This window comes from Vibrio sp. Y58_MX_L22 (assembly GCF_024181865.1).
Taxonomy (GTDB): Bacteria; Pseudomonadota; Gammaproteobacteria; order Enterobacterales; family Vibrionaceae; genus Vibrio; species Vibrio alginolyticus.
Map to the genome: position 1 here is coordinate 36,783 of NZ_JAMZAN010000012.1, position 14,700 is coordinate 51,482.

Sequence of the window (14,700 nt, forward strand, 5' to 3'; positions counted from 1 at the left end):
GCTCCATACCTAAAAGTATTTAGTTAAGTATTTTTAGGTTGCCAAGTAAGGCTCAATAATCATGGAAGCAATCAGGTCAAAAACAAGATGAAACCGATTTTCGGCAGAGGTCCGTCTCTGCAATTACGTCTGTTTTTTGCTGTCATCGTGTCGGCGAGCTTAATGCTGGCCGATAGTCGTCTAGATACGTTTTCCAACGTTCGATACCTACTAAACAGTATGGTTGCACCGATTCAGTACGCAGCGAATTTACCTCGTAGTATGTTCGATGGCGTATTTGAACGTTTTAATTCTCATCAGGCATTGGTTGAAGGCAATCGCAGCTTAAAGCGAGAAGTGCTACGCCTGAAAAGCGAGCTTATCTTGCTCGACCAGTATAAAGAAGAAAACCAACGCTTACGTAAGTTGTTAGGATCTTCATTTGTCCGTGATGAAAAGAAAGTCGTGACAGAAGTAATGGCGGTTGATACTTCACCTTATCGTCATCAAGTGGTGATCGATAAAGGCCGTATTGATGGTGTTTACGTTGGTCAGCCTGTTATCAATGAGAAAGGCATCGTTGGTCAGGTCACGTTTGTCGCAGCGCACAACGCACGTGTTCTGCTGCTAACGGACGCGAAAAATGCAATTCCTGTCCAGGTGATCCGCAATGATATCCGAGTGATCGCATCGGGCAATGGTGAAATGGATGAAATCCAACTGGAGCACATTCCAACCAGCACAGATATTCAGGTTGGTGATTTATTGGTGACATCCGGTTTAGGTGGTATTTACCCTGAAGGATATCCAGTCGCGACGGTTACCAATGTGGATCACGATACGCGTCAAGAGTTCGCCTCAATCAAGGCTGAGCCGGTTGTGGAATTTGATCGCTTACGCTACCTACTGCTGATTTGGCCGAATGAAGACCGTCAACACAAAGTACTGCGGTCCAATGTAGATGAAGGGTTAGAGCAAGAACAAGAGGTAACCGATGGCCAATAATGTATTGAGTAGCCGAATGGTGATTGGCGTCAGTTTCTTCGTTGCGCTGGTACTGCAAACCATTCCATGGCCAGGTGTGTTAGATGTGTTACGTCCGTCATGGTTGTTCCTTGTCACGTGTTATTGGGTGTTGGCACTACCGCACCGAGTGAACGTCGGAACTGCGCTAGTGTTGGGCTTATTGTGGGATATCTTGATCGGCTCAACGCTTGGAATTCGTGGCATGATGATGTCGATCGTTATCTACCTTGTGGCGCTGAATTTCCTGTTGATTCGCAACATGGCATTGTGGCAACAGTCGATTTTAATTGCCTTTTTTACTGCGTTATTGGAAGTTTTGATATTCTGTGGGGAATATTTGAACCAGGACGTAGTATTTAATCCATTATCTCTGTGGACGGCGGCAATAAACTGTATACTTTGGCCATGGATGTTTTTATTAATGCGACGAGTTCGTCGTGCATGGCACGTAAGGTAAAGCGGTGAAGAAAAGCTTATCTCTCGTTCTCGCATCGGGTTCTCCGAGAAGAAAAGAGCTGCTTGCTCAACTGGGTTATGATTTTGAGATCGTATTGCCTGATATTGAGGAAGCCAAACAGGCTCATGAGCAAGCACGAGATTACGTGTTGCGTCTTTCTTTGGAAAAAGCTCAGGCAGGCTTAGCGTTGGCTAAGCCTGATTCCGTTGTATTGGGCTCTGATACGGTCGTAGTATGCGATGACCGTGTGCTAGAAAAACCAAAAAGTTTTGAAGATTCAAAGCGTATGCTTACTGACTTATCCGGTCGTCGTCATCAAGTGATGACTGCGGTGAGCGTTGTATCATCGGAACAACAACATTCAGTGGTCGTTACCACTGACGTGTGGTTCAAACCACTGACTCACGAAGAAATCGAACAATATTGGCAGTCAGGAGAGCCATGCGATAAAGCTGGAAGTTATGGTATTCAGGGACTCGGAGGGCGATTTGTCATCCGAATCGAAGGCAGTTATCACGCTGTAGTAGGCTTACCTTTGTTCGAAACCGATCAGCTAATTCAAGAATTTTTATAATTGTTTTGAGGTGTGCACATGAGTGCAGAATTGCTGCTTAACGTGACCCCGAGTGAAACTCGTGTGGCCATGATTGAAGGTGGAGTACTACAAGAAATACATATCGAGCGCGAATCGCGTCGCGGTATTGTGGGCAATATATACAAAGGCAAAGTAAGCCGAGTGTTACCAGGTATGCAGGCGGCTTTCGTCGACATTGGTTTAGATAAAGCGGCGTTTTTACATGCGTCAGATATTGTTCCTCATACCGAATGTGTGGCAGAAAACGAAAAACAGCAGTTTCAAGTCCGTGATATCTCTGAACTGGTACGCCAGGGACAAGACATTGTTGTGCAAGTGGTCAAAGATCCGCTCGGCACGAAAGGTGCGCGTTTAACGACGGATATCACCTTACCTTCGCGTTATCTTGTTTTTATGCCGGGGGCCAGCCATGTCGGTGTTTCGCAGCGTATTGAAAGTGAAAAAGAGCGCGAGCGTTTGAAAAAGGTGGTGAACCATTACTGCGATGAGCACGGTGGTTTTATCATTCGTACCGCGGCAGAAGGCGCTGATGAAAAAGAGCTCTCTCAAGATGCGGCATTTTTAAAGCGTTTGTGGTTAAAAGTCATGGAGCGTCGCTCAAAATACAAAACGCGTTCAACACTTTACGGTGAACTCGGCTTAGCTCAACGCATTCTGCGTGACTTTGTTGGCACAGAGCTCGATAAGATCATGGTCGACTCCCGCCTTGAATATGAAAACCTGAAAGAATTCACTTCTGAGTATGTACCGGAGTTAACAGATAAGCTTGAGCTTTACGAAGGTGACAAGCCAATCTTTGACATGTACGACACCGAAAACGAAATTCAGCGTTCTTTAGAGCGCAAGGTCGAGCTAAAATCGGGCGGCTATTTGATCATCGATCAAACCGAAGCCATGACCACCATCGACATCAACACGGGTGCATTTGTTGGTCGTCGTAATCTCGAAGAGACTATCTTCAATACCAATATAGAGGCAACGCAAGCTATTGCGCGTCAGCTACGTTTACGTAACCTCGGCGGTATCATCATTATTGATTTTATCGATATGGCATCCGAAGAGCATCGTCAGCGAGTACTTACCTCACTGGAAACGGCGCTGGCGAAAGACCGAGTAAAAACCAACATCAACGGCTTTACCCAGCTTGGCTTAGTTGAAATGACACGTAAGCGCACACGAGAAAGTATTGAACATATCTTGTGTTCTGGCTGTCCTACTTGTGAAGGCCGTGGCAGCGTGAAAACGGTCGAAACTGTATGCTTTGAGATATTACGCGAGATTACTCGTGTGAACCGTGCTTACGACGCCGATAATTTTGTCGTGTACGCATCGCCGTTTGTTGCTGAAGCGCTATTGGGCGATGAGTCTCATGCGTTGGCTGAGCTCGAAGTATTTATTGGCAAGCAAGTGCGAGTTCAGGCTGAACCCCTGTACATTCAGGAACAGTTTGACGTCGTAATGATGTAATTTGGAACATTTGTGAATTCTGGTGTTAACCGTTTTGGGCGTTTTTGTGCGTGGAGTTTAGTTACTGTATTGGTGTTATTAGCCATATTAGTAACCACGCTTCGCGTCACACTGCCGCAACTTAACCATTTCCAAGATGAGATCAAAACCTGGGTCAAACAAGGCACAGGTTTTGACGTTTCTATTGCCAATGTCGCAGGGACGTGGCGCAATAATCATCCCTCAATTGCGTTACTGGGTTTAGAGGCAAATCTACCAAACGTGCAAGATGCACGCTTCGCTGTTGAAGAAGTCCAAATTGAGTTCGACCTTATTCAATCTCTTTTTCAACTTAAACCTGTAGTTGCAGACCTTACCATTCATAACCTCGCTTTAGACATTCACACGGTAGACATTCTGCCGACTTCTCATCGTCAAGATCCGAAGCCTGAAGTGGATAAGAGCGAAGTGAAACTCATTGACCAACTCGACTCACTTCTTTTACGTCAGTTCGAAGACTTCACTATTAGCGATTCACGGATTTGGTATAAGTCTGTGTCAGGTGAAACTCGCCGTTTAGATATTGAGCAGCTTCGTTGGAGCAATCAAGGGAAACGTCACGTAGCCGAAGGCACGGTTAGCATTGCCGATGTTCGCCTGAACTCATTGTTAGTAAGCGCTAACTTTAAAGATCATGGCTCGTTGCGCGATGTATCTGGTGAGTTTTACGTGAGTGCTCAAGATGTCTCGGTCACACCTTGGCTGACCACTTACATGCAAGAAGAGTCAGGAGCAGAGTCGGGTAAAGTCAGCTTAAATACTTGGCTAACGCTCAAACATAGCCAACCGCATGATGCTTATGTTGAATTGCTGCCTTCCGAGTTGGTGTGGAATGAAGATGGACATCATGAGCTGTTTATTGAGTCTGGAATTTTCAATCTTCGACCAGATAAACAAGGCTGGAAAGTAAATGGCCACTCACTTCAGATCAGAACCGATAATACCCCTTGGCCAGAGCTAGACGTCGCGTTTGATTGGCAACCAAACGGCTGGATGCTTAATCTCTCTCAGCTCGACATCGAAGCACTCATTCCGCTCATCAAGCTGGCTCCAGAGTCAGAGTCGACCAGTGACCTTATTAACAAACTAGCACCGAAAGGTCGGGTCGAAGATGTCCGATTGTCAATGAACGGTGGTTTAGACACCTTACGCTACTCGGCTGAACTGGATGAACTCGCGATGACACAATGGGAGCTCCTACCCGGGTTTCATCACGTACAGGGCAGCGTATCGGGGGATGTGAATCAAGCTAAAGCAAAAGTCACCGTCATTGATGATGTCTTTCCGTACGGCGATGTATTCCAAGCTCCGCTGAATATCAAACAAGGTGAAGTCGATATTATCTGGCAGCAAGATGATGCGGGTTGGCGTTTGTGGGCGGATAAAGTGACGGCAGCAACGCCTGATCTTCAAGTCTTGGGGGCATTCCGTCTTGATTTTCCAAAAGAACAAAGCCCATTTTTATCGTTTTATGCCGAAGCGGATCTCTACAACGCGGGTGAAACATGGCGCTATCTACCGACTCTGGCACTTGGACAAGACTTGACCGACTATCTTTCGACCGCGATTCAGGGCGGTAAAGTGAACACAGCAAAATTGTTGTGGTATGGCGAGTTAGGTGATTTTCCTTACAAAGAACATAATGGCATGTTCCAAGCTTGGGTTGGATTAAAAGATGCGAAATTTAGCTTTGATACTGCATGGCCAACCATCACGGATTTGCAGCTAGACTTGTTGTTTGAAAATGATGCCATGTATTTGGATTCAAAATCAGCCACACTAAATGGCGTTCATGCCAAGCGTATCACTGGGCGAATCCCTGAGTTGGCAGAAGGTGGGCACATCGAGATTGAAGCGAAAGCAAGCGCGCCGGGTAATGAAGTCCGTGACTACATGATGGCGACGCCATTAGTGGATTCAGTCGGTGCCGCATTGACAGCGCTGCAAGTGAGTGGTCCCGTTTACTCTGAGTTTCAACTCAATATACCGTTTGATTTTGAGAAAGAGTCTCGCGCTTGGGGTTATGCCGATTTAACAGAAAATCGTGTTGATATTGAAGCGCCGCCAATGACGCTTGAAAACGCCACAGGGCGTATCACCTTCGACAATGATGTGGTTACCACATCGGGTTTGTCGGCCGAATTATTACAACAGCCTATCTCTCTTGATTTCCATGGAGAGAGTGCGGAGCAAGGCTACAACGTGACAATTAATACACTAGGAGATTGGGATGTCGAGCCTCTCAAACCCTATGTCGGTGAGCGTTGGTTAAACCTTGTTTCTGGCCATGCGCCGTGGCAAATGGACATTGACTTGCAACTCAATGATGTTGGTTTCACTTATCAGCTTGAAGTGCTGGCGCAGCTAAATCGTCTGGCTAGTCAATATCCTTATCCTTTAGCGAAACAAATTGGCGAGTCTGGACAAGCGAAACTGCAAGCATCTGGCAATCAAGAGAGTATTTCAGCACGACTACAGATCCCAAATGTGAAGTATCAAACTGAGATAGATATCGCTGGCGATGTCCCGGTTCTGACTGCGACTCATTTAATGGTTGGCAAAGGTGGCTTCCGGATTAGTCCTATTGTCGGGCACGATGCTTCGGTGCGTGTCGAAGAACTGAATTTAGACCAATGGGCGGAGCTTGCGCAGGTCTCTGAGAGCAAGCCTTCATCGTCTGTTTTGGCAAGCATGAAAACGCCGACCATTCCATTGCCGACACGCATTGAAGTTGAAACGCCAAACTTACAGCTCGGTGGGATTGAGTTTCATGATGTGGATTTTTCAGCAAGCAAGAAAAATTTGAGTTGGCAACTCGATGTGGACAGTCAAGAGGTTAAAGGGAAAGCTAACTATCTGAAACCCTATGATCTATCGGTCTCTCTAGAGCACTTGCATCTGTACATCCCAGGGTTTGAAGAGATGACCAAAGAGCGCAGTTCAATCTTTGCGAGTGAAGATCAAAACGCACCTTTGATTACCAATTTTGACCGCAAGTTTCACGCAGAGATGCCAAACTTAACTTTGAACATCGATGATTTTTGGCTGCAAGGTTACAAAGTGGGCAAAGTTAATGTTGATTTGCAGCGTCGCGAGAACCGCTTGGAGTGGAAAAATATCACCTTTAGTAGCGGCAAAAACCGCATTGATATGAGTGGTTGGTGGGACCTGACGAAAGAGAGTAGTCATTCCAACTTAACCATGAAAATGAAAGGTGATAACAACACCGATCTTATGGAGCGCTTTGGTATTACATCAGGCATTCAACAAGCACCATTTGAGATCAATGCCAATATGGAATGGGACGGCGCACCTTGGTCAATGAAGACACAAACCTTGCAAGGAAACGTCTCAACGGAATTTGGTAAAGGCGTGATCAGTGAAGTTAGTGGTGCGGCACGCTTGTTAGGCTTGTTTAGCTTGGATTCTATCATCCGTAAGATGCAGCTCGACTTTACCGACGTATTCGATAAAGGCATGGCATTCAACTCGATCACGGGAACGGGCAAAATCCAAGACGGTGTGTTTATCACCAATGATATCGTAATGGATGCGTTAGCAGGGGAAATGCAAATCCGCGGCATCGCTAATATGAACAGCAGAATGGTTGATGCGGAAGTGAAATTCACACCAGACATCACATCAGGCCTACCAATGCTGACCGCGTTTGCCGTTGCGCCTCAAACTGCTTTGTATGTCTTGGCCATCTCTACGGTGATATCTCCGGTGGTTGAGGTCTTCACTCAAGTCAATTATGAAGTGAAAGGCCCACTAGATTCACCAACGGTGAAAGAAATTTCGCGAAGTAAAGGTGAATACAAGCTGCCAGAAAAACTGCGTGAACAGGCCAAATAACTCACCGAATATAATGGAATAGGGAGGAAACACATGGAGCGTGTTGGCATTATTCAAATGACTTCGGGTCCGGATATTAACGCGAATTTGGACTTCATTGAAAAACAGTGTGCTTTAGCGAGCAAGCAAGGTGCCAAACTTGTTCTTACTCCTGAAAATACAGTGCTATTTTCCAGTCGCGAAGCTTATCATCAACATGCAGAGCCACTTGGCAGTGGCATGATTCAACAGCGGCTCTGTGAAATCGCTAGAAAGAACCAGTTAACGCTAATTGTCGGAAGCATGCCCATTCAAACCGCAAAAGGTGTCACGACAACAACACTTGTATTGCCGCCGCACGGTAAATGCATTGCTCACTATGACAAACTGCATATGTTTGATGTCGACGTAGCCGATGGTTATGGTAGTTATCGTGAGTCGGATACGTTTATGGCGGGTAATCAAATAGTCGTTGCGGAAACTGATATCGGCAGTGTTGGATTGAGTATTTGTTATGATTTACGTTTCCCAGAACTTTATAAAGTATTGCGTCAAGAAGGGTCGGATATCATTGTGGTGCCCGCTGCGTTTACCGCTGTGACGGGGCAAGCTCACTGGGAAATACTATTGCGAGCTAGAGCGATTGAGACACAATGTTGGATTTTGGCAAGCGGACAAACTGGAACGCATCCATGTGGACGAAAAACATGGGGACACTCAATGGTCGTTGACCCTTGGGGACGTATCCATAAACAGCTTCAGGATGAAGTAGGCTTATTGGTGACAGAGATAGATTTGTCACAAAGCCAACAAGTAAGGCAGAATATGCCGCTGACTCAACACAGTCGCTTTCAAAATGAATTGAGACGGAAATAAAAGAGCTAACTATGAGCACAAACCAAATAGAACAGGCACTCCTTGCCCCAAATGGTCTGACAGAGCAAGACATTGCTGACACGCTTGCCAGCATTGCTACGCGCCAGATCGATTATGCGGACATTTACTTTCAGTCCAGCTGGCATGAGTCTCTGGTTCTAGAAGATAGCATCATCAAAGATGGCTCTTTTAACATTGATTGTGGTGTTGGTGTCCGTGCAGTAACTGGCGAGAAAACAGGCTTTGCCTACTCTGATCAAATCCAGCCTGAAGGCCTGAAGCAGAGTGCAATGGCGGCGCGCGGTATTGCTCAGCAAGGGCAAAATGGCAAAGTCCAAGCGTTTAAACGCACCGAAAACCAAGCGTACTACGCGGCTGTGAATCCACTAGCTGAATGGGAAAAGCAGCAAAAAACAGAATTGCTCAAATCTCTAGATGCTTACATCCGCACTAAAGAACCATTGATTAAAGAAGTTTCGATCAGCATCAGCGGTGTGCATGAGCAGATGCTTGTTGCGGCAACAGACGGTACTTATGCAGGCGATATTCGTCCTTTGGTGCGTTTGTCTATTAGCGTGCTCGCACAAAAAGGTGAACGACGTGAACGCGGTAGCGCTGGTGGCGGCGGCCGTTTCGGTTACGATTTCTTTTTAACGGAAAGCAATGGTGTGAAACAAGCTTTTCATTACGCAGACGAAGCGATTCGCATGGCGTTAATCAACCTTGAAGCAGAAGCAGCACCAGCTGGCATGATGCCAGTGGTATTGGGTTCTGGCTGGCCTGGCGTGTTGCTACACGAAGCGGTAGGTCATGGCCTAGAAGGTGATTTTAACCGGAAGGAATCTTCGGTTTTCTCTGGCAAAATGGGTCAACAAGTGACGTCTTCGCTGTGTACCATCGTCGATGATGGCACGTTAAAAGACCTTCGTGGTTCACTGAATGTGGATGATGAAGGGGTAAACGGCCAGTACAACACGCTTATCGAAAATGGTGTGCTGAAAGGTTACATGCAAGACAAGCTAAACGCGCGGTTAATGGGTGTGAACCCAACAGGTAACGGTCGTCGTGAGTCTTATGCACATTTACCAATGCCGCGTATGACCAACACCTACATGCTACCAGGTGAACATACGCCAGAAGAAATAATCTCGACGGTCGAGAAAGGGTTGTATGCGCCAAACTTTGGTGGCGGTCAGGTGGACATTACTTCGGGTAAGTTTGTGTTCTCTGCATCCGAAGCATACTTGATTGAAAACGGTAAAATTACGCACCCTGTTAAAGGTGCGACGTTGATTGGATCAGGTATCGAAGCAATGCAGCAAGTCTCTATGGTCGGTAACGACCTAAGTATCGACAAGGGCGTTGGCGTATGTGGTAAAGCAGGTCAAAGTGTGCCAGTTGGTGTTGGTCAGCCGACCTTGAAACTGGACTCACTGACAGTAGGTGGCACTGAGTAACTCAGTTGAATCGTTATAAAAAGAGCGCTCATTAGAGCGCTCTTTTGCTTTGTGAGTCGGTGTCAATTACAGGTTTTCTTCAGCAAATTCCGCCAAGCGGCTACGAACCACGCCGTTGAGGTGAATATTTGCGCTGCCTTCAAAGTTCTTGAAGCGCTCAACCATGTACGTCAATCCTGATGTCACTGGGGTGAGGTAATGAGAGTCAATCTGCGCCAAGTTACCGGAGCAGACGATTTTGGTTCCTTCACCACAGCGGGTAATGATGGTTTTGATTTGTGATGCAGTGAGGTTTTGACACTCATCAAGCAGTACAAACGCATTTTGAATCGAACGGCCACGCATAAAGTTGATCGATTTAAATTGAATGTTGGCTTTATCGCAGATGTACTTCAATGAGCCTTCAGTGCAGTGATCGTGTTTATGTAGTGCTTCCAAGGTATCGGTCACCGCCGCTAACCACGGCATCATTTTCTCCTCTTCGGAGCCGGGTAAGAAGCCGATGGATTCACCGATATCTGGCGTGTTACGTGTTACGATAATTTTATCGAACATGCTTTTTTCAATTGTTTGCTCCAATGCTGCTGCCATTGCCAGTAATGTCTTACCACTACCCGCCGCACCCGTTAGAATCACCAAGTCAATTTCTGGATCGAGTAAGGCATCTAACGCCATTCCCTGGTAGATATTTTTAGGTGTGATGTCCCAAGCCTTACGATGCATTAGACGTTCGCGGCTCAGGTCGAGAAGCGTTAGCTTGTCTTCATTGATGGTTTCTACGCGACCAGCAAAGTCACTGTCTTCATCAATGACGTATTGGTTGATAAAGGTTGGGTCGAAGGGTTCGCGACTGAGTTTGTGGTAAGTTTTTCCGCCCAGTGCATAGCTTTCTACTTCCTCAATACCGCTCCAGAAATCACCTTCACGTAATTGAAAGCCTTTGGTTAGGTATTGAATGTCATCAATCAGTTGGTCGGTTCTATAGTCCTCAACAAAGCGTACACCAGCCCCTTTGGCTCGCAGACGCATATTGATGTCTTTCGTGATCAGTACCACTTCACGTGGTGCACGTTTATTTTGCAGATAAAGCACCGCGTTGAGAATACGGTTGTCACCGGCTTTGTCGGCGAAGGCTTTGACGGTTTCCTGCAGTTCAAAATCCGCCAAAATGGAAATGGTACCTTGGTCGGGGTTGTCTTTAGAAACAGGAATGCCTTCAGAGATTTCATCTGGCGTTGCTTCTTTAAACAAATCTTCCAAGGTGCGAATAGCCACGCGCGCATCTCTTGCAACGTCGCGCTTACTGTCTTTGATTCGGTCGAGTTCTTCCAACACGGTCATGGGGATAACGACATCGTGTTCTTGGAAAGAGAAGATGGCAAAGGGTTCATGAAGAAGAATGTTGGTATCGAGTACAAACAGTTTCCGATCGGTATCGCCCATAGCGTCTCCTTGCCGTAGTACGGCTCTGCATGCGAGTTGTTAGGTCGTTTCCAAATAGGTGTGAAGTGACCTAACTCTGATTGCTTGCAATAGAGGTTGTCGGGCTGATGTCGGCTAGTGTGCAACCGAGTAGCAAGACAACTTACTGCAAACCCGTGTTGATCCTAATCGTGTACTAACGCGCTTAAATCATATGCAATGGTTTTAAACGCCCCTCATTAGAAGTATACGTAATATTTACGTTCTACAACTTAATAATTGGCATGAGTATTTTACAATTTGATTGCATTTAGAGTTTGGGAAAAAAAGTTTCTGCTTGGTGCGGTTTCGGCGTGACCTAAATCACAGCTTCAAGTAAGATTAGCGACCTTTTTCTGCGTATAGGTTACGTCCGATTTATCATGTTGAGCTGGCTTAAAAAATACTCAGTTCATACTGGAATGACGAATGCTATCGGCATAGCAGAAGCCAGAATCAGATCTAAACTATTATCCATGCCTACGGGCATGAGTAGACCAACAAGAAATACGAATCAAGAACTAATAACGAGGTAGTCAATTCATGACATTTGCTTTGGGGCAGCGCTGGATTAGCGATACGGAAAGCGATTTAGGTTTAGGTACCGTTGTAGCAATGGATGCTCGTACTGTGACATTGATGTTTGCAGCGTCAGAGGAAAACCGAGTTTACGCACGTAACGATGCACCTGTTACCCGAGTCACCTTTAATGTTGGGGATGTCATCGATTGCCAAGAAGGTTGGTCTCTAAAAGTAGAAGAAGTACTGGAAGATGAAGGTCTTTACACCTATTTCGGTACTCGTGAAGACACGCAAGAAACCGCTGTTGTTCTGCGTGAGATTTTTCTTAGCAACCAAATTCGTTTTAACAAACCTCAAGATAAGTTGTACGCCGGTCAAATCGACCGTATGGACAACTTTGTTCTGCGTTACCGTGCGCTAACCAACCAGTTTGAGCAGCATAAGAGCCCAATGCGTGGCCTATGTGGTATGCGTGCAGGTTTGATCCCTCATCAGCTTTACATCGCGCACGAAGTTGGCCGTCGTCACGCGCCACGCGTCTTGTTGGCGGATGAGGTAGGTTTGGGTAAAACCATCGAAGCGGGCATGATCATCCACCAACAAGTTCTGTCTGGTCGTGCCGAACGCATTTTGATTGTGGTGCCTGAAACACTGCAGCATCAATGGCTGGTTGAGATGATGCGTCGTTTCAATCTGCATTTCTCTATCTTTGACGAAGAGCGCTGTATCGAAGCTTTTGCGGATACAGAAAACCCATTTGATACTCAGCAATATGTGCTGTGTTCTTTGGATTTCCTACGCAAGAGCCGCAAGCGTTTTGAACAAGCACTGGAAGGTGAATGGGACCTACTGGTTGTCGATGAAGCGCATCACCTTGAATGGAGCCAAGATAAACCGAGCCGTGAATACCAAGTGGTAGAAGGCTTGGCTGAACGTACTCCAGGTGTGTTGCTACTGACTGCAACGCCAGAGCAGCTTGGTCGTGAGAGTCACTTTGCTCGTCTGCGTTTGTTGGATCCAGACCGCTTCTATGATTACGAAGCATTCGTTGAGGAAGAAGAGCAATACGCGCCCGTAGCAGATGCGATTACTTCACTCTTTTCCGGTGAAAAGCTACCTAATGAAGCAAAAAACCAGATCACTGAGTTGTTGTCTGAACAAGACGTAGAACCACTTTTCCGTATTATTGAAAGTGAAGCGGACGAAGAAGCTAAAGCGTCGGCACGCCAAGAGCTGATCGATAACTTGATGGATCGTCATGGTACAGGGCGTGTTTTGTTCCGTAACACGCGCGCGGCCATCAAAGGCTTCCCTACGCGTAACGTGCATCTGATGCCAATGGATATTCCACCGCAATACACTACATCAATGCGTGTTGCTGGAATGATTGGCGGTAAGATGAGTTCTGAAGCACGTGCGATGAAGAACCTTTACCCGGAAGAAATTTTCCAAGAATTTGAAGGCGATGACGCGAGCTGGTGGCAGTTTGACTCGCGTGTGAATTGGTTGCTTGAAAAAGTAAAAGAGAAGCGCAGCGAGAAAATCCTCGTGATTGCTTCTCGTGCGAGTACCGCACTGCAATTGGAGCAAGCACTGCGTGAGCGTGAAGGTATCCGCGCCACCGTTTTCCACGAAGGTATGTCGATTCTTGAACGTGACAAAGCGGCGGCTTACTTTGCGCAAGAAGAAGGTGGAGCACAAGTTCTTATCTGTAGCGAAATCGGCTCTGAAGGTCGTAACTTCCAGTTTGCCAACCAACTTGTCATGTTCGACTTGCCATTTAACCCAGACTTGCTTGAGCAACGTATTGGTCGTTTGGACCGTATCGGTCAAAATCGCGATATCGACATTCATGTTCCTTACCTGAAAGGCACATCGCAAGCGATCCTAGCACGTTGGTTCGATGAAGGCCTGAACGCTTTTGCGGAAACCTGCCCAACAGGCCGTGCTGTTTACGATAAGTACTCCGATGATCTGATTGAAATTCTTGCCTCTGGTGATACCAGCACGCTAGATGAGATCATTGAAGCGTCAGCAAAAATGAATAAAGAGCTGAAATCCCAATTGGAGCAAGGCCGTGATCGCCTATTAGAAATGCATTCAAATGGCGGGGAAAAAGCACAACAAATCGTTGAGAAAATTGAATCAACTGACGGCGATACCAATCTGGTCACCTTCGCACTTTCTCTTTTTGACACGATTGGCTTGAATCAAGACGATAAAGGTGAAAACGCCCTGATTGTGACCCCATCTGAGCACATGATGGTGCCAAGCTATCCAGGTCTGCCATACGAAGGAGCGACGATCACGTTTGATCGTGATACGGCTTTATCTCGTGAAGATATGCACTTTATCAGTTGGGAACACCCAATGATCCAGGGTGGTATCGATCTTCTTATGAGTGAAGGGGTGGGGACGTCTGCGGTATCTCTATTGAAAAACAAAGCGTTACCAGTCGGGACTATTCTTCTTGAGTTGATTTACGCGGTAGATGCGCAAGCGCCAAAACGCAGTGGTATCGCGCGCTTCTTACCGAAAACGCCAATCCGTTTAATGATGGACTCGCGTGGTAATGATTTGTCTGCTCAAGTGGAGTTTGAAAGCTTTAACCGCCAGCTCAGCCCTGTAAACCGTCACTTAGGTAGCAAGTTGGTTACGTCGGTACAGAAAGACGTACACCGCTTAATTGAAGCCGGTGATGTTCTTATTGAAGAGAAGGTCGAAGAAGTACGCAAACAAGCTCATCAAGATATGCAGCACAGTTTGAATGCAGAGCTTGAGCGTTTGCAAGCACTGAAAGCGGTGAACCCAAATATTCGTGACGAAGAAATTGAAGCTATCGACGCACAAATTAAAGAGCTTACTGGTTATATCAACCAAGCTCAGGTTCAGCTCGACTCGCTGCGTTTGATTGTGGTGAGCCACAACTAAGTAAGTATTTATTGCTCATTAAAAAAAGGTCTTCAGTTGAAGACCTTTTTCTTTAT

The 14,700-nt window shown here is 46.3% G+C and carries 9 protein-coding genes; 8 read left to right on the forward strand and 1 reads right to left on the reverse strand.

Annotated elements, in window-relative coordinates:
* The first annotated feature begins 87 nt into the window (after window positions 1–87).
* From mreC to tldD, 7 genes are read left to right on the forward strand one after another with little or no spacing between them, the layout of a single operon-like run.
* On the forward strand, window positions 88–984 hold the full coding sequence (gene mreC, locus NL626_RS20315; protein ID WP_005381142.1) for a rod shape-determining protein MreC: 897 nt from the start codon (window positions 88–90) through the stop codon (window positions 982–984).
* The gene (gene mreD / locus NL626_RS20320; RefSeq protein WP_005381141.1) at window positions 974–1,462 is read left to right on the forward strand and encodes a rod shape-determining protein MreD; all 489 of its coding nucleotides are present in this window, start codon (window positions 974–976) and stop codon (window positions 1,460–1,462) included. Before mreC ends, mreD begins: the two co-directional genes overlap by 11 nt.
* 4 nt (window positions 1,463–1,466) lie before the next feature.
* On the forward strand, window positions 1,467–2,036 hold the full coding sequence (locus NL626_RS20325; RefSeq protein WP_253657684.1) for a Maf family protein: 570 nt from the start codon (window positions 1,467–1,469) through the stop codon (window positions 2,034–2,036).
* 18 nt (window positions 2,037–2,054) lie between these two features.
* Entirely contained in the window at window positions 2,055–3,524 is a 1,470-nt protein-coding gene (gene rng / locus NL626_RS20330) for a ribonuclease G (protein ID WP_005381138.1), read from the forward strand.
* A gap of 12 nt (window positions 3,525–3,536) precedes the next feature.
* The gene (locus NL626_RS20335) at window positions 3,537–7,418 is read left to right on the forward strand and encodes a YhdP family protein (RefSeq protein ID WP_253657685.1); all 3,882 of its coding nucleotides are present in this window, start codon (window positions 3,537–3,539) and stop codon (window positions 7,416–7,418) included.
* A gap of 33 nt (window positions 7,419–7,451) precedes the next feature.
* Window positions 7,452–8,273 (forward strand): carbon-nitrogen hydrolase family protein, encoded by an 822-nt coding sequence (locus NL626_RS20340; protein WP_053350608.1) that lies wholly within the window; start codon window positions 7,452–7,454, stop codon window positions 8,271–8,273.
* A gap of 11 nt (window positions 8,274–8,284) precedes the next feature.
* On the forward strand, window positions 8,285–9,730 hold the full coding sequence (gene tldD, locus NL626_RS20345) for a metalloprotease TldD (protein ID WP_253657686.1): 1,446 nt from the start codon (window positions 8,285–8,287) through the stop codon (window positions 9,728–9,730).
* Between the two features lie 66 nt (window positions 9,731–9,796).
* On the opposite strand, the gene NL626_RS20350 is transcribed toward tldD, so the two are convergent.
* Complete coding sequence (locus tag NL626_RS20350) at window positions 9,797–11,173, reverse strand: PhoH family protein (protein ID WP_005381133.1); 1,377 nt, start codon at window positions 11,171–11,173, stop codon at window positions 9,797–9,799.
* A 561-nt stretch (window positions 11,174–11,734) separates the two neighbouring features.
* Here NL626_RS20350 and rapA point away from each other — a divergent pair.
* Entirely contained in the window at window positions 11,735–14,644 is a 2,910-nt protein-coding gene (gene rapA / locus NL626_RS20355) for an RNA polymerase-associated protein RapA (protein ID WP_253657687.1), read from the forward strand.
* Window positions 14,645–14,700: the final 56 nt, after the last annotated feature.